Source organism: Nocardia sp. NPDC050717 (genome assembly GCF_040654275.1).
Classification (GTDB): Bacteria; Actinomycetota; Actinomycetes; order Mycobacteriales; family Mycobacteriaceae; genus Nocardia.
Genome location: NZ_JBFAHR010000010.1, coordinates 223,249 through 246,241, shown reverse-complemented (window position 1 = coordinate 246,241; position 22,993 = coordinate 223,249). Strand labels below are relative to the sequence as shown.

Genomic DNA, 22,993 nt, shown 5'->3' with positions numbered 1-22,993 from the left:
CTCAGAGCTGGGCTTCGATCGCGGCGACGAGTTCGGTCGCCTCCGGGGTGACCGTCGGCCGGAAGCGGCCAGCGACCGTGCCATCGCGGCCGATGAGGAACTTCTCGAAGTTCCACTGGACATCGCCCGCGCTGCCGTCGGCGGCCGGAATCTCGACCAGCGCGGTGTAGAGCGGGTGCCGGTCGTCGCCGTTGACGTCGGCCTTGGCCAGCAGCGGGAAGTCGACGCCGTAGGTGACCGCGCAGAATTCCTGGATCTCCTCGGCGGTGCCCGGCTCCTGGCCCATGAACTGGTTGCACGGGAAGCCGACGACGGTGAAACCGCGCTCGCCGTAGGTCTTCTGCAGCTCGACCAGCCCGGTGTACTGCGGGGTCAGGCCGCACTTCGAGGCCACGTTGACCAGCAGAACGGCGCGGTCGCCCGCCAGCGCGCCGAGCGTGGTGTCGTCTCCGCTCAGGGTCCGTACCGCAATGTCTTTCACGTTCGTGCTCACCACAACACCACCAGTCCTCGTCCTGTCTCGGTTCGATCGTCACCGTACCGGAGCGGGACGGCGCGCGAGCGTCCCGCTGTCCGGGAAATCTGTAACACGTTCTTGTTTTGTCGCCGGGGAGGCGGCACCATTTCGGTACACACACCCGAGCACCGGAGGCACCGTGACCGAGCAACCCCACCGGATCGACACCGTCCGCCCGCTGCGCGCGCACGAGGTGACGACCTGGGACTTCGAGGCCGACGTGGTGGTCGCCGGGTACGGCATCGCGGGCGTGTGCGCCGCGATCGAAGCCGCCAGGGCGGGTGCGCGGGTCCTCGTGCTGGAGCGCACCGGCGGCTGGGGCGGCGCCGCGGCGCTCGCGGGCGGCTTCGTCTACCTGGGCGGCGGCACCCCGCTGCAGAAGGCGCTCGGGTTCGACGACACCTCCGAGAACATGGCCGCGTTCCTCACCGCGGCCCTCGGCCCCGGCGTCGACACCGCCAAGATCGAGGACTACTGCGCGGGCAGCGTCGAGCACTACAATTGGCTGGTCGACTGCGGTGTGCCGTTCAAGGAGTCGTTCTGGGGCGAGCCCGGCTGGGAACCACCGCACGACGAGGGCCTGATGTACTCCGGCGGGGAGAACGCCGCGCCGTTCCTCGACATCGCCGAGCCGGCTCCGCGTGGTCACGTTCCACAGATGGCGAACAAGAAGACCGGTGAGCGCAGCGGCGGCTACATGCTGATGAAGCCGCTGGCCGACACCGTCGCCGCACTCGGCGTCGACGTCGAGTACGACACCCGCATCCGCAGGCTCGTCGTCGACGACGAGGACCGCGTGGTCGGCCTGCTGGCGACCAAGTACGGCAAGACCGTCGCGGTGCGTGCCGCGCGCGGCGTGGTCCTGGCCACCGGCAGCTTCGCCTACGACACCGAGATGATCGATCGCTACACCCCGCGCCTGAGCGGGCGTCCCGGCGCCGCCATCGAGGAACACGACGGCATCGGCATCCGATTGGCGCAGGCGCTGGGCGCCGAGCTGGCCCACATGGACGCCAGCGAGGTTGCCATCTTCGGCGACCCGCAGATGATGGCGCGCGGCATCCTCGTCAACGGGCGCGGCCAGCGCTACGTCACCGAGGACACCTACCCCGGCCGGATCGGCCAGGCGACCCTGCTGCAGAACGACAACCAGGCCTTCCTGGTCATCGACGAGGCCGCGCTCGAGGAAGCGCTCGCCACCGAGAGCGCGACCCCGTTCTTCCGGTTCCCGCCCAAGTGGGTGGCCGAGACCGTCGCGGAGCTCGAGGCCGAGATGGGGCTGCCCGAGCAGACGCTGCAGAGCACCGTCGAGACCTACAACCGGCACGCCGAGAACGGCAGCGACCCGCTGCTCGGCAAGAAGGCCCAGTGGGTCCGCCCGCTGACCCCGCCGCTGGCCGGGTTCGATCTGCGCGGATTCACGGCCGGATTCACCCTCGGCGGCCTGCGCACCGATCTCGACTCCCGGGTGCTGCACGTGAGCGGGGAGCCGATCGCCGGGTTGTTCGCGGCAGGCCGGTGCACCTCCGGGCTGTGCGCGTACGGCTACGTCAGCGGTGCGTCGCTGGGTGACGGCAGTTTCTACGGCCGGCGCGCGGGGAAGGCCGCCGCGGCGGCGGGCACCGACTGAACCGCACCCCGCCCACCGGGCCGCCACTGTCAGTACGCTGCAGGCAACGCCGGGGCCGGACGACGAGTCCGGCTGTGCGCACGGGTATTTCAGCCCGTGCGCACAGTGCGTTCAGTTGGCCACGACAGCAGCAGTACAGGATCGGAGTTGGACAGTGCAAGCAGGTGGGACGTCCGCGGATTACGTGATCGTCGGCTCCGGGTCAGCGGGGGCGGTGCTCGCGAATCGGCTCAGCGCCGACCCGGGGACCACGGTCGTGCTGGTGGAGGCGGGCCCGGCCGATGACGACAAGTTCGCCCACATTCCGGCGGCGTTCTCGAAACTGTTCCGCACCGAGCGCGACTGGGACTATCTGACCGAGCCGCAGCCGGGTCTCGGGGATCGCCGGATCTACTGGCCGCGCGGCAAGACCTTCGGCGGCTCCTCGTCGATGAACGCCATGATGTGGGTGCGCGGATTCCGCGCCGACTACGAGGAGTGGGGGCTCCTCGCCGGCGAGAAGTGGAACTTCGCGGCCGCGGTGGAGCAGTTCCGCAAGATCGAGAAGGTGCAGGACGCGCAGTTCCCCGACGAGGGCACGCACGGGCCACTGCACGTGCAGCGCCAGCGCAGCCCGCGCGCGTCGACGCACGCCTTCCTGGAAGCCGCGCGTCAGGCCGGGCACGATCTCGAGTCGCCGAACCGCCCCGCGCCCGAAGGCTTCTCGCAGACGATGGTGACCCAGCGTGACGGCAGGCGCTGGAGCACCGCCGACGCCTACCTGCGCCCGGCGATGAAGCGCGCCAACCTGACCGTGCGCGCGGAGTCGCTCGCCACCCGCGTGCTGTTCGAGGGGACCAGGGCCGTCGGCGTCGAGTACCTGCACGCGGGCCGGACCCACACCGTCACCGCCGCCAAGGAGGTCATCCTGTGCGGTGGCGCGGTGAACAGCCCGCAGCTGCTGCAGCTCTCGGGCATCGGCGACCGGGAGGACCTGAAGGAACACGGCATCGAGGTCGTCGCCCACTCCCCCGAGGTCGGCGCCAACCTGCAGGATCACCTGATCACCGCCCTCGGCTACAGCGTCGACGGGGATTCGCTGTTCGCGGCGGAGAAGCCGCTCGAACTGATCAACTACCTGGTCCGGCACCGCGGCATGCTCACCTCCAATGTCGGTGAGGCATACGGGTTCGTGCGCAGCGAACCCGAGCTCGAGCATCCCGATCTCGAGCTCATCTACGCGCCCGCGCCCTTCTACCACGAGGGCCTGGTCGAGGCGACCGAGCACGGTGTGGTGCTCGGCGCCATCCTGTTGCGTCCGCGCAGCCGCGGCCGGATCGGGCTGGCCTCGGCCGATCCGGCGGCCAAGCCGGTGATCGATCCGCGGTACCTGTCCGACGCCGAGGGCGCCGACCGCGCCGCGCTGCTGGCCGGGTTGCGGGTGTGCGCCCGCCTGGCCGAACAGCCCGCGCTCAAGAGCGCGCTCGGGCCGCTGATCTACCCACCGCAGGCTCCCGACGATCTCGAGGAGACCATGGCGTTGAGCCTCGAGCAGTTCTCGCACACGCTCTACCACCCGGTCGGCACCTGCCGGATGGGGACCGACGCCGCCAGCGTGGTCACCCCGGAGCTGAAGGTGCGCGGGGTCGAGGGACTGCGCGTCGCGGACGCCTCGGTGATGCCGTTGATCATCCGCGGCCACACCAACGCGCCGGCGATCCTCATCGGCGAGCAGGCCGCGGACTTCATCCTGGCCGGTTCCTGACCCCGCGGTGGTGGCGCGCCCGGCGCGCCACCACCGGCGTCACACCAGCGCGGCGGCAGCCAGCGAACCCGCCGCGAGCAGCAGGTACGGCAGCGGATAACCGAGGTGGCTGTACCAGCGTGCCCGCAGCACGGTCAGTTCCGCGCAGAGGAAGTACACGACAAGCCCGGCCGCGGCGGCGATCGCCAGCGGACGGTAGAAGAGCCCGGCGAGCAGGCCGAGGCCGCCCACGGCCTTGATCACCGCCAGCGGCGTGAGGGTCCACGGCGCGACGCCGTAGTGGCGCATGTTCTCGCGGACCCACTCGGCACGGACGACATCGACCGCGGCGGCGGCCAGCGCGGCCACGGCCGCGAGCACGGTGACGACGACGAAGACGGTATACATCGGACAGTTCCTCCGGTCTACGGTGAGCGACGGCAAGTGCCGTTGTCTTCCTGACGAACGGGCCGACCGAAAGGTGACCGATGCGCGCGGATTCGCTGGCCACGGCGTTCGAGCGGCGGCGCGTCCGGCTGCGCGCGCTGGCCTTCCGGCTGCTCGGGTCCGTCGCGGAGGCCGACGACGCGGTCCAGGAGGCCTGGCTGCGGCTCGACCGCGCGGCCGGCGCCGAGATCGGCGATCTCGACGGCTGGTTGACCACGGTCCTGACCAGGATCTGCCTGGACGCGCTGCGCACCCGCGCGCGCCGGGCGGAGACCACCGACGCCGCGGCGGCCGGCACCGTCGCCACCGGCAGCGGGATCGATCCCGAGGACGAGGCCCTGCTCGCCGACGCGGTCGGGCGGGCCATGGTGGTGGTCCTGGACGCGCTGGGTCCCGAGGAGCGCGTCGCGTTCGTGCTGCACGATCTGTTCGCGGTGCCGTTCGCCGATCTCGCTCCGATGCTGGGGCGTACGCCCGCCACGGCCAAGAAACTGGCCAGCCGGGCGCGGGCGCGCGTGCACGCCCCGGCGCGGTCGGGCGCGGTCGAACTGGCGGCGCACCGCCGCGCGGTGGCGGCGTTCCTGCGGGCTGCCCGCGAGGGGGATCTGGCCGGGCTGCTGGCGGTCCTCGCCCCGGACGTGGTGCGCACCGCCGATCCGGCGGCCCTGGCACCCGGAATGGCGGCGCTCGTGCGCGGCGCCGCCGAGGTCGCCGAGGGCGCGCTCGCGTTGCGGCAGCGCTCGCGCGACGCGGTGGAACTGCTCGTCGACGGGCTGCCCGGCCTGGTGGTGGCGGTCGAGGGCAGGCCGCTGTTCGCGGTGACGTTCACCGTGCGCGCGGGGTTGATCAGCGCCTACGACGTCGTCGCCGCCCCCGGTCGGCTGGCGGCCCTCACCCTGGCACTACTGCCGGAGCAGCCCTGAACCGACCTCGTTTCGGCACTCGATGCACAATTGCGGCGAATGCGACACGGCAGCCGGTGCCGGTTCGCATCGCCCGCACGGTCAGAGCGCGGGGACGCGCGCGAATCCCAGTGGCGGCGTGGGCAACCGGTCCGACCGCAGGTCGTGCCGGAAATCGGGCAGCAGCGGCAACATGTCGACGTTGCGCGCGGCATAGCAGCGCACCATCGGCAGCGCGCGCGACACCTCGGCGCGTTCCACCGGCTCGACGTCGAGGAAGGCCATCGCCTCCAGCCCGAGCCCGAGGGTGTCGGCGATCCGCACGATCGAGGCCGACTTGCGGCCCCACCCCACCTCGACCGCCGAGAACATCTCGTACAGGCCGTGCCGGTACAGCGTCCGCAGTGTCCGCGCACGGTCGCCCCGCGCGGCGACCGCGTGCAGCACACCGCGCTCGCTCAACTTCGTCAGCGTCCGCAGCGCCTCGGGGCGCAGCGCGGTGCTGGTCGAGTCGTGGACCACACCGTCCCACAGGGTTTCGTCCAGTTCCCAGACCAGACAACGGACGGCAGGTCGCATGGTGGTGCCCCTATCGGTTCGTTCCGGCGCGGAGAACTCTACAACCACTCATAGCCGGGGACCAGACTTGTGACCGGTCACCACGTGGGCCCACAGCGCGCGCGTCGGCACCCCAGAACCTGACGTTCCATTCCGGCATCGCCCCCGGTTGGCTAGGGTGAAGTCGCTGGACAGCGGGGGGTGAGCAGTACTCGGGCGAAGGGAATTCAGATGTCGGTCGACAATCGACCTCGGCAATCGCTGACCATTTCCGGTCAGCCGATGTCGTCGCCGTTGAAAGATGTCCGGACGCTCTCGCGGCAGATGGTCGGCCACTTCGTCGCCAATGTCGTGCCCTGCGGCACGCTGCCGGGCGACGCGATCTCCGGCGACGTCACCACCATCACCCGCATCTGTCTCGAGTTCGCCGTGAGCATGCTCGACGGCCGCGACATCCCGAACAAGCTGCAGCGCCTGCAGGACGCGGCCAGCGGCTGGGCCCGTGAGGGCGTGCCGATCGACACCATCCACCACTCCATCGCCGAGGGCTTCAAGATGGGCCTCGACCTGGTGGTGGCCAACGCCTCGGTGAAGGACTACGACAACCTGGTCGACGGCGTGAAGATGGTGATGGAGATGCTCGACACCATCACCGCGCAGGTCTCGCTGGCCTATGTCCGCGAACTGCGCGGGGTCGTGAGCGAGCACCACACCGCCGTCCACACGCTCACCTCCGCGTTGCTCGGCGGGCACAGCACCTCCACCATGGCCCGCGAATGCGGCATCGCGATCGCCGAGTCCTACGCCGTGCTGGCGCTGGCGATCCCCCCGCACCGCGAGGAGGCCAATCCCGCCCTCGACACCAAGGTCGTGGCCCGCCGCAAGCTGCGCCGCGTGCAGGCCGAGCTGGCCAAGCGCTGTGGCGACACGGCGTTGTCGCTGCTCAGCGTCGACGGCGGCACCGTCCTCATCCCCGCCGACACCTTCGATCGCGAAGGGCTGGCCGCGCTCGTGGCCCAGCTGTCGCAGGCCGCCCAGGTCGGCATCACCGCGGCCCTGGTCGAGACCTCGACCACCGGTGTCCCCGACGCCGCCGACCAGGCGCACGAGCTGCTGGACATGGTGCAGCGCCTCGAGGTGACCTCGGGCCTGTACCGCTTCGACGAGCTCGCGCTGGAATACCAGCTCACCCGACCCGGCCCCGGCCGCGAATTCCTCGGTTCGCTCCTCGATCCGCTGGACCAGTACCCCGAACTGCTCGAGACGCTGCAACGCCACATCGCCAACAATCTCAACCGGCAGCGCACCGCCCGGGTGCTGCACGTGCACACCAACACCGTCGATTACCGGCTCAAGCGGATCGGTCAGCTCACCGGTTTCGATCCGACCCAGCCGTCGGGCCTGTGGTACCTGCGCTCGGCGCTCGTCGCGCGTACCTATCGCGCCGCCGCCTGACCCACCCCACGACGAAGGCGCTGCCCGCGGAACGCGGACAGCGCCTTCGTCTGTGTCCGGGTCAGAGCGAGCCACCACCTCCGATCAGCCACGGGTTGAACGTGCAGGCGAGCTCGTGATTGCCCGCCGGGTCGATGGCCCGCAGCGCGATCGAGAGCGCCCGCGGCGAGTACATCATCGTCAGGTGGTCCGAGACGTCTTGTTCGCAGCCGTTCTGCAGGGTGATGTTGTCGACGGTGGCCCCGGGACCCGGCTTCAGGAAGGTCAGGTCGTAGGGGTTGGTGACCTCGTCGTAGCGGGTGCCGACCACGGTGTAGTCGACGCCGGCGACGGTGTCACCGTTCGCGTTGAGCTGGTTGACGAAATCCGAACCGATGGTCTGCTGGATGCCCGCGTGCCCGACGAAGATCTCGATCAGACCCAGGATGTCGATGCCCAGGTTGTTGATCGCGCGGCCGAGCGCGCCGATGCCGTCGAGGCTGGTGCCGTGATGGGTGGCGCCGTAGGTGACCAGGTTCTTCACCTTGGCCGCGCCGCCGTCGAACTTGGTGTACCAGTTGGCCATCGAGCCGCCCTGGGAGTGGGCGATCAGGTCGACCTCCTCGGCCCCGGTGGCCGCGAGCACGCGGTCGACGAAGACGGCCAGCTGGTCGGCGGAGTCCTGGATGTAGCCGGTCCCCATGACGCCGGGCAGCACCGATCCGAGCCCGCCACCCTCGACCAGGCCCGAGCGCCCGTAGTTGAAAGTGAACGTGCACAGGCCCGCGTCCTTGATCGGCTGCCCCATGAACGCGTAGCCGTTGTAGGCGTTCATCCAGGTGCCGTGCAGCAGCACCACCGGGCGCGGCTTCTCGGCCGTCGGCTTGCAGTTCCAGTCGTTGGCTCCGGGCGGGGCCGCGTCGCCGTTGGCCAGGCCGTAGGCGAAGGCGCCGAGGAACGAGGTCTGCGCCGGTCCGTGTCCCACGGTGTCGGTGGACTTTCCACCCGAGGAACCCGAGCTGGACCCGGAACCGCCGTAGCAGTCCCCCGATCCGTTGCCCGAGCCGGCGCCGCTGCCGGAGGTGCAGGCGGACCCGCTCGGGCCCGCGACCTGGCGGCCCTCGGAGATGATGTCGGCGAGTGCCTGCTCGGTGGGCGCTGGGGACGCGGCGGCCCCCGGTCCGGTGAGCGCGACAGCGAGCGCGCCGACGCCGGTGAACACCGCCGTGTGCAACGTCCGTCTGCGACTGGGAGATTTCATCGTTGGCGTATCTTCCTGTGCGATTCGAGAAATGCGAATGGCTTTGTCGAAACCGCACCGAACATAAGGCCGGGAAATCTCGCTATTTCCGCTCTCAGCGGTGTTCTGGGCAGTTCACCACCGGCCGTGGAAAACCGCCATGACGCGGCACAGGAATTTTTCTCCGGTCAGCATTCGCTGCGCGCCGGAACCCCTTGCAACCGTTCGTCGAGCCACAGCATCGCCTCCGGATACCCGGTCACCGCGCCGATGACGTGTTCGCCGAAAACGCTGCGGTACACCGCGTTCGCACCGAGCGAGCACTGCTCGTCGTACAGATTCCTGGCCCCCTCGGCCGGGATCCAGAACTCCTGTTCACCGTTGTAGATGTAGAGCGGAGTACTGGAACGCAGACCCGACATCCGGGTGATCTCATAGATTTTCGTGGCCAGTTCCGAACGCAACGGATCGGGAATGTTCGCGGCCACATCGATCGGCAGATGCAGGATGCCCGGAATAGCGAACACACTCACGCACTGGTCTTTCATCACCGAGGTGGCGACCCACCGCGCGAGATTGTTCATCGCGGCCAGGATTTCGGGACGCTCGCGCCCGATCGCGAAGGTCGCCGCCATGAAGATCCCGGAGGCGAGATTGGCGTTCATGCTGCGCGAGAGGATCTCGAAATCGGCGGGCACACCGCCCAGCGCCGCGCCGACGATCGCGTCGGCCAGCTCGGGTGCGTAGCTGTCGATCAGCTTCGCGGCGCCGTGGGTGGCGATGGCGCCGCCGGAATAGCCGGTCATCGCGAATCTGCTGGCACCGAAGGTCGCCGGATCGAAGCCCCGGGTGGCGCGGATCGCGTCGAGCACCGCGTGCCCGGCGACATAGGGCTCGGCGTAGGCCATGAGCGGGCCCTCGTGGTCGGGCACCAGCACCGCGTAGCCGCGCAGCGCCGCCAGCTGGGTGGTCGGCGGGATGAACTCGGTCATGCTCGAATGCAGCGTGAGCCCGTGTGCCAGGGTGTATCCCGGCGTGCAGTCGCGGCCGAGCGCGTCGATGGGCAGGTTGTTGACCAGTACCGGCCGATCGCCGGGGCCGGTCCAGTCGGCGGCGGGCACGAGCAGGGTCGCCGTCGCGAACGACGGCCTGCCCTGGGAGTCGTCGGTGCGGAACTTGAGCAGCGTGGCCGACCGCAGCGGCACCAGGGTGAGCGGCGCGGCGGTGGCCGCGATGTCGCGGTGTTCGATGATCTCGCCCGGCGCGAACTCGGCCAGATTCTTCGGCCACTGGTCGAACATCGGGTCCCCGACGTCGGCGGGCAGCACGGCGGCGCGCAGGGCGGCGAGTTCGGCGTCGGGATCGGCGGTGCCGCCGGAGGGCTGGACGGGCGAGGGCAGCACCTGGTCGATCCACTGCTGCAGATCGGGCAGGAATCCCGGGTGCGGCACCGGAATGCCCGGCGCCGGAGGCGGATCGGCCGCGGCGGTCCCCGCGGCGAGGGAACAGAGCAGCATTATCGAGCAGACCAACACACGCACAGATCGCATGGCACACACGCCTTCGGGTGGCAACGTCGGATTCGTCGTGACGTGCGGCGATGCGGTGCTTCGAATCCCGCCGAACCTCCCCCAGAGCGCCTGCCGTCAGAACATGACGGTACGCCGCGCACCCCGCGCCGACCCGCCGTCGTGCCCGACTCGTGACGCAGCGCGCCTGGATCGCAACAACTCTCGGCGATCGACCCGGATCCGCGTCGGGGCAGGCGGATCCGGATCGATCACCCCCGGGCTCAGCAGGTACTGGGCGCCGGTTCCCCCTGCAGCCGCGCGTCGAGCCACCGCAGCGCGGAAGGCAGCCCGAGCACGGCCGCGGTCAGGTGGTCGGGTGTCGGCGTCGATTCGGTGACCACGGGGGTGCCTGCCGCGCACCAGCGCCGTGTCGTCGTGGTGATCGCGTCGACGGGAATGAGGGCGTCGATCGGTGAATGCCATTCGAACACCGGCATCGTCGGCGCGCCGGGATAGAGCTCGAGACTGTTCTCTTCGACCACCGCGCGGGCCTGCGGGTCCTCGACCAGCGAGGTCGTCGCGGCGAAGTCGAGGATGCCTCGGCCAGCGCCCGCGCCGAGGATGTCGTTGGTGCAGGCGTCGGCGATCGCGGCACGGGCGGCCAGACCGCTGGCGTTCATCTGCTCGCTGATCGGAAAGCGTTGCGGGTACTCGCGTTCCAGCCCGATCCCGGCGGCCAGCGCGAGCCCGAAGACCGGGTGCCTGCCGAACCCGAGGCCCTCGAGCATCGACACCAGGTTCATCGGAACCCCGCCCATGGCGGCGCCGGCGATCTCCACGTCGGGCGCGTAGGTGGGTTGCAACGCCGCCGCCCAGGCCGTCGCCATGCCGCCGCCGGAGTAGCCCGCCATCGCCACCCGGCTCCCCGAGACCCGTAGCTGCTCGACCTTGCGCACGGCCTTGATGCCGTCCAGGGTCACCTGACCACCCAGTTTGGCCGCACCGTAGGCGAACGTCGGTCCGAGGTGATCGGGCAAGGCCATGGTCCAGCCGCGGCGCAGCGCGAAGTTCCACGCGACCGCCTCGCGCACCATGAGATTCGGGTCCTGGGTGTAGAGCACCTTCGACACCGAGCACTGGACGCCGAGTCCGTTGATGATGTGCTGATACGACAGCACCGGGGCGTCCGGCTGATGGTGCACCGGTTGCAGGACCGTGGTGGTCGCGGCGATGGGGTCGCCGGTCGAGTCCGTCGACCGGAACTTCACCAGGGTGACGGTGGTGTCGGGGAACATCGCCAGCGGCGGCATCGTCCGCACGTCCAGTACGTCACCCGGCGCGCTCGCGGACAGGTCGGCGGGCTGGGCGTAGAAGGGGTCGGGATCGGCGCGCGGGTAGAGCGGCGCGCCGTGGGCGCCCCCGGGGACGCCCGCCAGCACCAGGGCGGCCGCGACGGCCAGCAGTGTCCGGCGCGACCGCGCGTGTCGTGCTGCCGTAACCGAGATCATCCGGCTCGTCCTCCCGTGTCGCTGCCGTCGCCCTCCGATACTGGCCGGTAGCGTGGCCCGCCGGAACCGCAACCGAAAGACATCGGCGGAGCTCACAACGTCTGACCGGCGGCCTTGTGACCGGAAGCAAGCTGCGCCAGGAACATGTTCTTCTCGATGTCGCGGGCCCTACCGTCTGGTAACAAGGCGCTCTCAGCGCCGGGGCGAAAGGAGCACGCCATGATTCCCATCGACGAGAACATCGCCGCCACCCCCCACCGCATCGACCGGACCGAGATACCGACCCGCCGGATCACCGTCTATTTCGACGGCCCGACCCCCCAGGACGCCCTGACGCTGGAATACGCCGCGACCCCGGCGGAGGCGTGGGAATTCACCTCCGCGGCCGTACACGCCGGGTTGATGGTGACCGTCGACGGCCGGGTGGGCCCCGGGATGCGCAGGCTCCCCTGCCGCTCGCTCTGGCACTGACCGCACCGGCTCCGCCCGGCCCGCCGCACTAGGCTGGTCGGGCGGTCGCGTCCCGGCCGTACGCGCGACGACGGGAGGAGCTTCGGTGCCACGGTGGACCCACCCGGCGATCCTGGCCGTCGCGCTGACCGCGCTCGCCGGCTGTGGATCGCCCACCGACGACCCGCCCACCGCCCCCACGGCCACGACCAGCGTCCGGCCGACGAGCAAGCCGCCCGTCACGATCCCGCCACCGACCACGACGGTCGATCCCTACGCCGGCCTGCCCCTCATCGATCATGTGCGCTGGACCGAGAACGTCGACGGCGCGCGGCTGCTCGTCGTCCCGACCATCGCGGGCAGGCGCACCGCCGCCCCCGGCGCGGACGAACTCGCGTGGCAGGAGGTGCTCGCCCTCGACCCCGCCGCCGACGCGCCGGGCATGCAGGACCAGTTCATCTGCCACTGGGTGTGGGCGAGGATGGTGGCACCCGACAAACCGAGCTGGAATCTGGAGCCGTGGCGACCCGCGGTCGGCTATTCGGCGACGGTGTCGGCCAACTGCAATCCCGGTGGCCCGGAACGCTGAGGCCACCGATCCCGAAAGGAGCTCCCGTATGCGCGTCGTCGTCGCCGGTGGACACGGCAAGATCGCTCTCGCGCTGGCCCGCTTGCTGACCCGGCGGGGCGACCAGGTGCACGCCCTGATCCGGGATCCGGGCCAGGCCGCCGACATCACCGCGACCGGCGGTGTTCCGGTCATCTACGACATGGAGCGCGACACGACCGCCGATCTCGCCGCCGAGGTGGCCGGCGCCGATGCCGTGGTGTTCGCCGCGGGCGCGGGACCCGGCAGCGGCGCCGCGCGCAAGTACACCGTCGACCTCAACGGCTCGGTCCAGCTGGCCGATGCCGCCGAACAGACAGGCGTGCACCGGTTCGTGCAGATCTCCACCATGGGCGCGGGTAGCCCACCCGCCGCGGGGACCGACGAGGTCTGGGCGGCCTACCTCGACGCCAAGACCCGCGCCGAGGACGATCTGCGGTCACGCGCGCTGGCGTGGACGATTCTCCGCCCCGGCATGCTCACCGACGAGGAAGGCAACGGTCTGGTCACGCTCGGCTCGCCGCCGATTCCGCGCGGCCCGATCCCGCGCGCCGACGTCGCCGCGACGATCGCGTCGATCTTGGTCGCGGACAACACTTTTCGGCACACCCTGGAACTGGTCTCCGGTTCCGATCCGATTTCCGCCGCCGTGTCGGCAATTCGATAGCTTAAAATTAACTATCACAACGGAATTCGGCCGGTAGGTCGCGGGGCGCCCCACCGCCCCCACCCCCCGCGACCACCGAGTTCGCGGCGATCCGCCGGTCACGGCCGTTTCCGCGCGGCACGGCGGGCGAACCCGGTGGCACAGGCGTGGATTCGCCGCTCAGAAGCCGGGAAACGCCCCGCATCGAGACGGAATCGATCTTGCAGATGTGCTTGCAAGTGAAAGTGTCCTAGTCCTAAACTCAGGGCCGCAACACAATTGAGGGGAAAGTCAGGGGAGGCCGCGAGCGGCACACCCGGGGCTATGTTTGCCTCTGGTTTGCCACTGTCTACACACAGGGGCGTTCACATGAACAACACCAACGGCCGTTCCGGCCTCGCTGATCGCGCAGCGACCACCGTCCACCCCGTCACCGGGCGGTGCTCCAGAGAAACCGCGGTCGCGTATGTCATCGATGCCGTGGAGTCCACCGGCGCGGCGACCCGTAATGATTTCGATATCGACCGGATCGTGACCACCGCGCACGAATTGGCCGACGATTGGGATCTGCAGACACTGACTCCCGATACCTTCTGGCGTATCGCCGCAGGCTGTATCCGCTACTGACCAAAAAGAAAAGGATGGCGGACCGAGCGTCCGCCATCCTTTTCGGGCTTTTCCGCGCCGGATCAGGCGCGATCGGCGTATTCCAGCAGAATCTCGCGCGAACGGTCCGGGCGCGCGGCCTGCACGCTGAGCTGATCCATCACCGACAGATACAGCGCCAGGTCCTGCCTGCGCTCGAGATACAGCGCGCTGGTCAGCTGTTCGAGGTAGACGATGTCGGGCAGCTCCGGCTCCGCGAAGCGGAGAATGCTGAACGAACTGCCCGCCGCGGCATGCCCACCCGCCGAGTACGGCAGCACCTGCACCGTGACGTGCGGCAGCTCCGACAACTCGGCGAGGTAGCGCAGCTGCGCGCGATGCACCTCGCGGCCACCGATCGGGCGGTGCAGCACCGCCTCGTCGATGACGGCCCACACGACCGGCGGATCGACCCTGCGCAACACGTCCTGGCGCAGCTGGCGGACCTGGACGCGGCGTTCGGTGTCGGCGTCGTCGAAACCGAGGGTCACGATCGCCCTGGTGTACTCCGGCGTCTGCAGCAGACCGGGCACCAACTGCGCCTCGTAGGTACGGATCTGGCTCGCCGCCTGCTCGAGCCCCAGGTAGGTGCTGAACCACGAGGGCAGCAGATCGCTGTAGCGGTGCCACCACCCCGGTTCGCTCGCCTGCCTGGCGAGTTCGAAGAACGACTCACGCTCCACGGTGTCGTGGACGCCGTAGAGCGTGAGCAGATCGCGGATGTCGCGTTCCTTGAATCCGGTGCGTCCCAGTTCGAGCCGGCTGATCTTGGCATGTGAGCCACGAATCGCGTCGCCCGCGGCCTCGCGGGTGATCCCCTTGCTCTCGCGCAGTTTGCGCAACTGACCACCGAGGGCGATACGCAGCACGGTGGGGCCACGATCGACAACGGGTTGCACGCGACCGATCTCGTCGGGTTCAGCCGTCATGGACCGTGATATTACCGATCACCGGGTCAGGTAGTCGAACTCTCCGGCCTTCGCGCCGCGAATGAAGGCGTCGATCTCGGGCCGGGTGTAGAAGATCACCGAGCCGTGGGGGTCGCGCGAGTTGCGCACGGCGACCGATCCGTCCGACGCTTCGGCCACCTCGACACAGTTGCCGCTGGGGTTGCTGAACGTGCTCTTGCGCCAGGCGCCGTCTGCCGGGCGTTCGCGCTGATCATGGTGCATTCCGGACACGCCACACTCCTCGATCTCGAATGATGACCATCGGTACGAAACTTGCAGATGTACGCACAGATGTTCTTGCATCTGCACTGTTCGCCCGGGAGATTAACACGGTTCACACAGCCGCGCACCGGTCGGTACTTACCCGAGGCCACGATCTCGAAGCGCCCCCGGTAGGTGACGTCCAGTCCCCTGAATTCCGCAGTGCCACAACCCCTTCTACGGCGCGACACGCGGACTTCGAGCGTGCAGATGTTCTTGCATCTGCAAACGACAGCGCCGTAGACTCGGCCAGCAAGATCACGGGAGGTACGTCGGCGAGCACCCGCCGCACCCGCCTTCCCCTGCAGGATGCGAGGGGCCTCGAATGAGCACGCCGTTTCGAACACCCCACCGGGTCCAGGCCGGTACCGCCGGCTTCGAGGTCCCGCGATACCTCGGCGCGGCCGCGTCCCCGTCCGGATCCTGTAGCGAGGAGCCGCACGCGCTCACCTATCGGCAGGCCCGCGACCTGCTCGCCCAGCACGACGTCCACGGTCCGCAGTGCCGCCAGTGGCTGGCCGCGGCCGCCTACCTGTCGGCGGGGCTGGACGACGAATAGCCGGTTGTGACGTCTCCGTGCTGGTCAGCGTGTCGCCGTCGGGGCATCCTGGACAGGGATTACCGGCGCGACACAGGTGAGCGGCACATGCGGATAGCGGAGATCCTGCGTAACAAGGGCACCACGGTGACGACCGTGCCACCGGACACCACCGTGCGCGCCCTGCTCGCCGTGCTCGCCGAGCGCAACATCGGCGCCGTCCTCGTGTCGCCCGACGGCGCGACCATCAGCGGCATCGTCTCCGAACGCGACGTGGTCCGGCATCTGCACCGGCGCGGCGCCGAGCTGCTCGACCGGCCGGTCACCGAGATCATGACCGAACGGGTGCGCACCTGCGCGCCCGACGATCACGTCTCCTCGCTGCACGGGCTGATGACCGAGCACCGGATCCGGCACATGCCGGTGGTCGACGGCGACCGGCTGGTGGGCATCGTCAGCATCGGTGACGTGGTGAAGAGCGAGATCACCGAACTCGCCACCGAGCGCGGTCATCTCGTCGACTATCTGCAGGGCAGGTACTGACCGCGAGCCGAAAACCGTTGGCCGCGCGTATCGTTGATCGGGTGCACCCTGTCCGGCCCGCGCTCGAAGCCGTCCCGGTGACCTCGCACGCGCCCACCCCGGTTCCCGGGTCGATCCGCGACCGCTTCCCGGCGCTGGCCGACCCCGCGGTGGTGTATCTGGACAGCGCGGCCACGACCCAGAAGCCCGACACGGTGATCGCGGCCGTGACCGCCTACCACGCCAGGCAGACCGCCAACGCGGGTCGCGGCACCTATGGGTGGGCCACCTCCCTGGCCGCGCGGATCGAGGCGATCAGGGGCAGGGCCGCCGCTTTCGTGGGCGCGCGGCACCCGGACGAGATCGTGTTCACCAGCGGCGCCACCGCGGCGCTGGGCGCGATCGCGCACAGCTGGGGCCTGGCCACCCTCGACGACGGCGACGAGATCCTCTACAACCCCGCCGATCACGCGGCCAATGTGCTGCCGTGGCACCACCTGCGCGACACCATGGCCCGGTTCGGGCGCCGGATCGTGCTGCGGCCCTACCGCAGCACGGCGGCGGGTGAGGCCGACATCGACGACATCCTCGCCCGGATCACCCCGCGCACCCGGCTGATCACCACCAGCCATCTGCATCACGTCTACGGCGGGCTGAGCACGCTCGAGGAACTGCGCGGCCGGATCGATCCGGAGATCCTGCTGTGTTTCGACTGCGCGCAGAGCGGGGGCCACCTGCCGGTCGACGTGCTCGACCTCGGCGCCGATTTCGCGGTGTTCGCCGGGCACAAGATGTTCGCCGCGCCCGGCGTCGGGCTGCTGTACTGCCATCGGCGCGTCCACGACCGGCTGCGGCCGTTCCTGCCCGGCGGGCACTCCGGCGTCCGTCTCGGCGCCGACGGACTGGTCGGTACGGGGATGCCGGGCCTGCTCGAGGGCGGCACCCACAACATTCCCGGAATCCTCTCGCTGGCACCGGCTTTCGATCTGCTCGACGAGCTGGATCCGACGGCGGTGGCCGCGCACAATCGGGTGCTGACCCAGCGGCTCGTCGAGGGCCTGCGCCCGGTGCCCGGACTCGAGTTCCTGCCCGGGCCCGCGCACGCGGGCTGCGCGGTGGGGTACGGGATCGTCTCGTTCACCCTCGACGGCATCGGCGCGGCCGATCTCGGGTTCGTCCTGGCCGACGCCGGATTCCTGGTGCGCACCGGCGCGCACTGCGTGCCCTCGGCCGAACCCGGCGCCGGCTCGGTGCGGGTGAGCACCCACCTCTACAACACTCTCGACGAGATCGATCGATTCGCCGCCTGCGTGGCCCGCGTCGCCGGGTCCTGAACACTCCCCTGTCCGCCGACCCGAGGAGCAACGATGGGCATCGATCCCACACCGCAGTACGACCGTCGCACCGCGTCGCGGATACTGGCCGGGGTGGCCGCACCGGGGATCTTCGCGGCCGCCGAGCCCGCCGAGCCGGTGCGGATCACGGTCCGCGCCACGCCGTTACGGCCCGAGCCGGGCAGTGCGCTCACCCAGTCCCAGCGGATGTATCTCGAGCGGTTCATGCGGCCGTGTCGCCCGGAGCAGGTCACCAGCGCGACCCACCGGCTCACCTGGACCGACAGCGCGGGAGTGCCCAACACCGGGTACTTCCACACGGCGGGCGCCGGTCCGGAGCTGGCGGTCGTCGCGCGCGAGACCGTGCTGGCGCTGTGGCGCGCGCTCGCGGCCTCGGGATTGCCCGCGCGGTCGGCGGCCCTGCCCGAGCGCGATCTCGCGGTGCTCGCGGCCACCACCACCGATCACGAGCCGCACGAGATCTTCCGGGTCGGCGTGGAGGCCACGGGACGGGCGCTGGCGCAGCACGGGCTCATCGCCGCCGACACGCCCTACCGTGGGATCGTCGAATTCGCCGAGGGCCTGCGCGATTCCGGCATCTTCGCCGCCGTGGCCGCGCGCTGGTTCTGGGAGTTGCAGGCCTCGACGTTCCGGCGTGGGATGATCCCGGTGCGGCTGGTCACCCAGCCCGACGGCAGTGTGCGCTACACCCCCGAGTCGATCACCGTGCTGCGGGCGATGAAGGACGCCACCCTCGCCGACGCCAGGGCGGTGATGCGCAGGGCCACCACCGAGGAGGGCCTCGACACCGAGTCCGCCGTGGCGAAGTACCACGACGAACTGGACCTGATCTCGCGCCAGTACGCGCTGCTGCCGACCGGAACCAGGCCCGCCTGCCTGGCGGCCGCACCGCACGCGATCGACGGGCGCTCGGTGCACGTGCTGGCGACGGTGGTCGATCGGTTCGTCGCGACCTTCGCGACACTGGCTCCGACCGTCACCGTGGTCCTGGAGCACGGCGCGCCCGCGCTCAGCGACGCGCACGGCGACGACGGCGTGTTCTACGTGCCCGACATGAGCTGCCAGCACTGCGTGCGCACGATCACCGCGCTGCTGACCTCGATGGAGATCCCCGTGGTCGCCATCGATCTGGAGTCCAAGCGGGTGGTGGCCCGGATCCGCAGCCCCCGCCACCGCTTCCGGGTCTTCGAGGCCCTGCGCGACGGCGGGTACAACCCGGTCGACGAGGCCGCCGCGCAGACGCCCGGCGCGGCGGTGGGATGACCCCGCCCGCTGTGCCCGCCGCGGTGCACCCCCTGGTCGCGGCGTTCCTTGCCGATCGCGGCGCCGTGCGCGACGCGCTGCGCCGATTCGGCTCGCCGGTGCACCTGGTGTTCCCGGAGGTGTTCGGCGACAACCTGGCCGCGCTGCGTGCCGTACTCGACGCGGCGGCCCCGACCGCGCGGATCTGCTACGCGCACAAGGTGAATCGGTCTGCCGCCTTCGCGACCACCGCCGCCGCGGCGGGGATCGCCGCCGACGTCGCCTCGGTGCCCGAACTGCGGGCCGCGCTGGCGGCGGGTTTCCCCGCCGATCGCATCGAGGCGACCGGACCCAAGGGCGCGACGATGCTGCGGGCGGCGCTCGACGCCGGTATCACGGTCAATGTCGACAACCTGTGGGAACTCCAGGCCCTCGCCGAGGCCGCGACCCCGGTACCGGTGCTGCTGCGGATCTCCGGGTTCCCTGGCAGCGCCGTGAGCAGGTTCGGCATCGATCTCGCCGACACGGGCGCGGCGTGGGAGATCCTGACCCGGCATCGGGACCGCCTGCGGCTGTTGGGTTTCGCCTTCCACCTCGACACCGCGGCCACCGGCGAGCGGGTGCGCGCGGTCGCGGAGTGTCTGCGACTGGTCGAGCGCGCCTACGAGCACGGGCTGACGCCCAGCGTGCTCGACATCGGCGGTGGCCTGCGCCAGCTCTTCGCCACCGACGCGGCCGCCTATGACCGCTACGATGCCGCGCTGCGGGCCGGTCTGCTCGGCACGGGCGACCGATTGCACTGGGGCGGCAACACTTTCGGCTACCACGTGGCCGACGGCGCGGTGCAGGGCACGCCGGTGTTCCACAAGTACGCCAACACCGAGTCCGCGCCGGCCATCCTCGCCGAGTTGCTCGCCGCGCCGCTGCCGGGGCACAGCGAACGCGCCTTGGGCCGGGTGCTCGCCGACAATCTGCTCGACCTGTGGCTGGAACCCGGCAAGGCGCTGGTCGATCGGGCCGGGATCACGCTGGCCACGGTCGAATTCGTCAAACGCGCGGGCAACGGCGCCACGCTCGTCCACCTGGATCTGAGCCGCGACACCGTCACCGCCGCCGACCAGGAGGTGCTCATCGATCCGATCGTGCTCACCGACGCCCCACCCGGCGAGCCCGTCGGCGTGTACTTCGCCGGGCATCTGTGCCTGGAGCGGGATCTGATCACGCAGCGCCAGGTTCGTCTCGAGGCGCTGCCCGGGCCGGGAGACACGGTGGTGTTCGCCAATACCGCCGCCTACCACACGGATCTGTCCGCGGCCCGCGCGAGCATGCACCCCGAACCCGCCAAAGTCGCCGTGGTGCGGCGCGAGCGCGGTTTCGTGCTGTGTCCCGACGCGGAATACCGGCACGAGCCGGTGGTGCCGCGATGATCTACAGCCACATCACCGAACTCATCGGCGACACGCCGCTGTTGCGCCTCGATCCCGCCGCGCACGGGCTGGCCGGGGTCGAGCTGTACGCGAAGCTGGAGTCGCACAATCCGTTCGGGTCGGTCAAGGACCGCGTCGCGTGGGCGATGATCCGTGACGACGTCGAGCGGGTCGCCGCGGACGGGCAGTCGTTCATCGAGGCCTCCAGCGGCAACACGGCCAAGGCGCTGCGCGTGCTCGGCGCGTTGCACGGCATCCCGCTGCGGGCGGTCACCAACCGGATCAGAGTGGCCGAGGTCAGGCAGCTGCTGCAGCTGCTCGACACCGAGATCGTGGAGCTGCCCGGGCTCTCGGAATGTCCCGATCCCCATGCCGCCGACGATGTCTCGGCGGTGATCGCGCAGACCACCGGGCAGGCGCCGGGCCGCTGGTTCCACCCCTCGCAGTACACCAACGAGCGCAATATCGACGCCCACCGCGACGGCACCGGCGCCGAGATCGCCGCCGACCTCGCCGCGGCCGGCATCACGCACCTGGACTATCTCGTCGGCGGCCTCGGCACCACCGGCTCCACCCGCGGCACCGCGGCCACGCTGCTGCGCCACCATCCGGGCCTGCGGACGATCGGGGTGGTCTCCGACCGTGCCGACTTCATCCCCGGCATCCGCTCCGAGCGCGAGATGTGGGACGTCGGCCTGTTCGAACCGGACTTCTACGACGAGATCGTCACCGTCGATTCCGCCAGCGCCATCGAGGGCACCCTCGCGCTCATCCGCGGCTACGGCGTGCTGGCCGGGCCGACCAGCGGCGCCGGGTACGCCGCCCTGTTGCGCACACTGGCCGCGGCGCCCCGCCCGGCGGACCGGCCGCTGGTCGCGGTGCTCATCGTCTGCGACCGGCTGGAGCCGTACCTGTCCTATCTCGCCAAGCGCAGGCCCGATCTGTTCGGCCATGCCGCGGCGCCCGAGGCGCCCGACGTGTCGACCGCGCCGACCCTCACCCCCGCCCAGCTGACCGAGCTCGACCGGACCGGCAGGCCGACCGTCGTCGACACCCGCGGCGCGATGGCCTATCGCGTCGGACACGTGCCCGGCGCCCTCAACATCCGCGACGACCACCTCGACGAGATGCTCACCCAGGGCATGCCGTTCCCGCGGTCGCGCCCCGTGGTGTTCGTGTGCCCGGTCGGCGAGGCCTCGCTCCGGTTCGCCGCGCTGGCCCACCGCGCGGGCTACGACGCGTACAGCCTCGCCGGCGGCATCGTCGCCTGGCGCGACGCGGGCTGTCCGCTCGAGCGCGGCGGCTGACTCACACCAGCACCCGGGCGGCCCGGCGCGCGGTCACCGGCTCGCCGCGACCGCCTGTCGCGGCGAGCAGCGCCGGGAGCGGTCCACGGTAGCCGTCGGCCAGGAGCCGCACGATCGCGGTGAAACGGTCGACGAAGCGGCGCGCGGTGTCGTCGTCGAAGCGGGCGATCGGGTACCGGAACGACCCGTCGATCCCGGCGGGCGCGCCCGCCGGGTCGTAGCGGTCGGTCAGCCCGAACTCGAGATCGTGCTTGGCGCGGACCACGCCGGTCGGCACCTCGGCGATCGACAAGTCCGGTGCCGCGGTGGGTTCCAGGGGTGCGGTCCGCGCACGCTGCAGGATCAGCGTGGCCTGGAACAGCGGCAGCGCCGCGTCCTGCAGCAGACAGCGTTTGAGCCGCGGCGCGGGCGTGTCGGGGTGGGCGTAGGCCGCCAGGGCGACCCGCCGCACCTGGTCGACGAGTTCGTCCACATCGGCGGCACGGTCGAGGCGCACTCGCAGCGGTACGTCGTCGGAGAAATTGCCGACCAGATCGTCGAGCAGACGGTGATCACGGCCGGGCACCGCGGTGGCCACGGTGACATCGGCGTTGCGCGCGAACGCGCCCACCGCGAGCGCGAACGCCGCCTGCAGCACCATGAACAGGCTCGCCCGCCGATCCTGGGCCAGCCGCAGCAGACCGGCGTGGACCCGAGCGTCGAACGCGACCGGAATCAGCGCGCCCTCGGCCGGGTCCAGCGGCGGCGACAATTGTTGCCGCGTGGGCAGATCCAGCACGGCGGGACGCCCGGCCAGCGCGTTGGCCCAGTACCGCAGCTGGTGGGTGGCGCGGCTCCACTCGTCGGTGAACTCGCCGAGCTGGGCGTGCTTCCACAGCGTGTAGTCGGTGTAGGTGATCGGCAGCGGCGCCCAGCGCGGCGTCGTCCCCGCCCGGCAGGCCAGGTAGGCGGTCACCAGATCACGGATCAGCGGGCCCATCGAGCGGCCGTCGACCGAGATGTGGTGCACGACCAGGGTCAGCACCACCTCATCGGGGCCGAGAACGAGCAGCCCGGCCCGCAGCGGCAGATCATGGGCGAGATCGAACGGGCGCGCGGCCAGCTCGGCGACCGTCGCGCCGAGTTCGCTTCCGGTGCAGACCTTCTCGGTCACCGTTAGCTCCACGTCAGCCAGGTCGGCGACCTGCTGGGCCGGACCGTGCTCGGTGGCCGGGTAGCGGGTGCGCAGCGGTTCGTGCCGCGCCACCAGATGGGTCAGCGCCGCGCGCAGGGCCGCCACGTCGACCGCCGCGCCGCGCAGCCGCATCGCGACCGCCACGTTCCAGTCCGCGGACCGGCCGAGCCGGGCCGCGTGCCACATGCGTTCCTGCGCGGGCGCCAGCGGCACGTGCGCAGGCCGCGGACGCGGCGCGGGCACCAGCACCGGCGGTGCCTGCGGCCGGAAACACGCGGGCACCGTGCCCGGCCGCGAGTACGCCGTCAGCACGCCGCGCGCGGCGTCGTATCCCCCCGACCTCATCCCCGACCCGGGGTCGAACACGCGTCGCAGCCTCCTCACCAGTTCGAACAGATT

At 70.5% G+C, this 22,993-nt stretch carries 23 protein-coding genes; 14 read left to right on the top strand and 9 right to left on the bottom strand.

Annotation, left to right across the window (positions count from 1 at the left end):
- Nucleotide 1: 1 nt before the first annotated feature.
- The gene (locus tag AB0H56_RS21345) at nt 2-496 is read right to left on the bottom strand and encodes a glutathione peroxidase (protein WP_357165884.1); all 495 of its coding nucleotides are present in this window, start codon (nt 494-496) and stop codon (nt 2-4) included.
- Nucleotides 497-656: 160 nt separating this feature from the next.
- Here AB0H56_RS21345 and AB0H56_RS21340 point away from each other — a divergent pair, with 160 nt between their 5' ends.
- Together AB0H56_RS21340 and AB0H56_RS21335 are read left to right on the top strand one after the other, a co-directional pair.
- A complete protein-coding gene (locus tag AB0H56_RS21340; RefSeq protein ID WP_357165881.1) occupies nt 657-2,147 on the top strand; it encodes an FAD-dependent oxidoreductase in 1,491 nt (496 codons plus the stop codon).
- A 154-nt stretch (nt 2,148-2,301) separates the two neighbouring features.
- A complete protein-coding gene (locus AB0H56_RS21335) occupies nt 2,302-3,891 on the top strand; it encodes a GMC family oxidoreductase N-terminal domain-containing protein (RefSeq protein WP_357165878.1) in 1,590 nt (529 codons plus the stop codon).
- Between the two features lie 39 nt (nt 3,892-3,930).
- Here the strand turns inward: AB0H56_RS21335 and AB0H56_RS21330 are convergent, their stop codons facing one another.
- Entirely contained in the window at nt 3,931-4,278 is a 348-nt protein-coding gene (locus AB0H56_RS21330) for a DoxX family protein (RefSeq protein WP_357165875.1), read from the bottom strand.
- An 80-nt stretch (nt 4,279-4,358) separates the two neighbouring features.
- On the opposite strand from AB0H56_RS21330, the gene AB0H56_RS21325 reads away from it, so the two are divergent.
- Nucleotides 4,359-5,240 (top strand): sigma-70 family RNA polymerase sigma factor, encoded by an 882-nt coding sequence (locus AB0H56_RS21325; RefSeq protein WP_357165872.1) that lies wholly within the window; start codon nt 4,359-4,361, stop codon nt 5,238-5,240.
- Nucleotides 5,241-5,321: 81 nt separating this feature from the next.
- Here AB0H56_RS21325 and AB0H56_RS21320 read toward each other — a convergent pair whose 3' ends face one another.
- Nucleotides 5,322-5,798, bottom strand: coding sequence for an HAD-IIIC family phosphatase (locus AB0H56_RS21320; protein WP_110038709.1), 477 nt, complete (start codon nt 5,796-5,798; stop codon nt 5,322-5,324).
- Nucleotides 5,799-6,008: 210 nt separating this feature from the next.
- On the opposite strand from AB0H56_RS21320, the gene AB0H56_RS21315 reads away from it, so the two are divergent.
- The gene (locus AB0H56_RS21315) at nt 6,009-7,232 is read left to right on the top strand and encodes a helix-turn-helix domain-containing protein (protein ID WP_280339998.1); all 1,224 of its coding nucleotides are present in this window, start codon (nt 6,009-6,011) and stop codon (nt 7,230-7,232) included.
- A gap of 61 nt (nt 7,233-7,293) precedes the next feature.
- On the opposite strand, the gene AB0H56_RS21310 is transcribed toward AB0H56_RS21315, so the two are convergent.
- The 3 genes from AB0H56_RS21310 to AB0H56_RS21300 form a co-directional block, all read right to left on the bottom strand.
- Complete coding sequence (locus AB0H56_RS21310) at nt 7,294-8,472, bottom strand: alpha/beta fold hydrolase (RefSeq protein ID WP_357165867.1); 1,179 nt, start codon at nt 8,470-8,472, stop codon at nt 7,294-7,296.
- A gap of 167 nt (nt 8,473-8,639) precedes the next feature.
- Nucleotides 8,640-10,001: a lipase family protein gene (locus AB0H56_RS21305; RefSeq protein WP_357165864.1), complete on the bottom strand. Its 1,362-nt coding sequence runs from the start codon at nt 9,999-10,001 to the stop codon at nt 8,640-8,642.
- Between the two features lie 242 nt (nt 10,002-10,243).
- Complete coding sequence (locus AB0H56_RS21300) at nt 10,244-11,470, bottom strand: lipase family protein (protein ID WP_357165861.1); 1,227 nt, start codon at nt 11,468-11,470, stop codon at nt 10,244-10,246.
- A 219-nt stretch (nt 11,471-11,689) separates the two neighbouring features.
- On the opposite strand from AB0H56_RS21300, the gene AB0H56_RS21295 reads away from it, so the two are divergent.
- The 4 genes from AB0H56_RS21295 to AB0H56_RS21280 all read left to right on the top strand — a co-directional run bounded on the left by AB0H56_RS21295 (nt 11,690) and on the right by AB0H56_RS21280 (nt 13,800).
- Nucleotides 11,690-11,941, top strand: coding sequence for a hypothetical protein (locus tag AB0H56_RS21295; protein WP_110038714.1), 252 nt, complete (start codon nt 11,690-11,692; stop codon nt 11,939-11,941).
- 85 nt (nt 11,942-12,026) lie between these two features.
- Entirely contained in the window at nt 12,027-12,509 is a 483-nt protein-coding gene (locus tag AB0H56_RS21290; protein ID WP_357165857.1) for a DUF2599 domain-containing protein, read from the top strand.
- Nucleotides 12,510-12,537: 28 nt separating this feature from the next.
- Complete coding sequence (locus AB0H56_RS21285; RefSeq protein WP_357165854.1) at nt 12,538-13,194, top strand: NAD(P)H-binding protein; 657 nt, start codon at nt 12,538-12,540, stop codon at nt 13,192-13,194.
- 348 nt (nt 13,195-13,542) lie between these two features.
- Complete coding sequence (locus AB0H56_RS21280) at nt 13,543-13,800, top strand: hypothetical protein (protein ID WP_110038717.1); 258 nt, start codon at nt 13,543-13,545, stop codon at nt 13,798-13,800.
- Between the two features lie 62 nt (nt 13,801-13,862).
- Here AB0H56_RS21280 and AB0H56_RS21275 read toward each other — a convergent pair whose 3' ends face one another.
- Complete coding sequence (locus AB0H56_RS21275) at nt 13,863-14,747, bottom strand: helix-turn-helix transcriptional regulator (protein WP_357165851.1); 885 nt, start codon at nt 14,745-14,747, stop codon at nt 13,863-13,865.
- Nucleotides 14,748-14,765: 18 nt separating this feature from the next.
- Nucleotides 14,766-14,990 carry a DUF397 domain-containing protein gene (locus tag AB0H56_RS21270; protein WP_357166023.1) on the bottom strand — a complete coding sequence of 75 codons (225 nt, stop codon included), beginning with the start codon at nt 14,988-14,990 and terminating at the stop codon, nt 14,766-14,768.
- 364 nt (nt 14,991-15,354) lie between these two features.
- Here AB0H56_RS21270 and AB0H56_RS21265 point away from each other — a divergent pair, with 364 nt between their 5' ends.
- The 6 genes from AB0H56_RS21265 to AB0H56_RS21240 all read left to right on the top strand — a co-directional run bounded on the left by AB0H56_RS21265 (nt 15,355) and on the right by AB0H56_RS21240 (nt 21,420).
- Entirely contained in the window at nt 15,355-15,588 is a 234-nt protein-coding gene (locus AB0H56_RS21265; protein WP_357165848.1) for a hypothetical protein, read from the top strand.
- A gap of 87 nt (nt 15,589-15,675) precedes the next feature.
- Nucleotides 15,676-16,110, top strand: a complete 435-nt coding sequence (locus tag AB0H56_RS21260) for a CBS domain-containing protein (RefSeq protein WP_357165845.1) — start codon at nt 15,676-15,678, stop codon at nt 16,108-16,110.
- A gap of 41 nt (nt 16,111-16,151) precedes the next feature.
- Complete coding sequence (locus AB0H56_RS21255) at nt 16,152-17,423, top strand: aminotransferase class V-fold PLP-dependent enzyme (protein WP_357165842.1); 1,272 nt, start codon at nt 16,152-16,154, stop codon at nt 17,421-17,423.
- Between the two features lie 33 nt (nt 17,424-17,456).
- Nucleotides 17,457-18,707 carry a heavy-metal-associated domain-containing protein gene (locus AB0H56_RS21250; RefSeq protein ID WP_357165839.1) on the top strand — a complete coding sequence of 417 codons (1,251 nt, stop codon included), beginning with the start codon at nt 17,457-17,459 and terminating at the stop codon, nt 18,705-18,707.
- Nucleotides 18,704-20,113 carry an alanine racemase gene (locus AB0H56_RS21245; RefSeq protein ID WP_357165836.1) on the top strand — a complete coding sequence of 470 codons (1,410 nt, stop codon included), beginning with the start codon at nt 18,704-18,706 and terminating at the stop codon, nt 20,111-20,113. The genes AB0H56_RS21250 and AB0H56_RS21245 overlap by 4 nt, the downstream gene beginning before the upstream one ends.
- A complete protein-coding gene (locus tag AB0H56_RS21240; protein ID WP_357165833.1) occupies nt 20,110-21,420 on the top strand; it encodes a pyridoxal-phosphate dependent enzyme in 1,311 nt (436 codons plus the stop codon). Before AB0H56_RS21245 ends, AB0H56_RS21240 begins: the two co-directional genes overlap by 4 nt.
- Nucleotide 21,421: 1 nt before the next feature.
- Here the strand turns inward: AB0H56_RS21240 and AB0H56_RS21235 are convergent, their stop codons facing one another.
- Nucleotides 21,422-22,960 (bottom strand): condensation domain-containing protein, encoded by a 1,539-nt coding sequence (locus tag AB0H56_RS21235; protein WP_357165830.1) that lies wholly within the window; start codon nt 22,958-22,960, stop codon nt 21,422-21,424.
- Between the last annotated feature and the right edge of the window lie 33 nt (nt 22,961-22,993).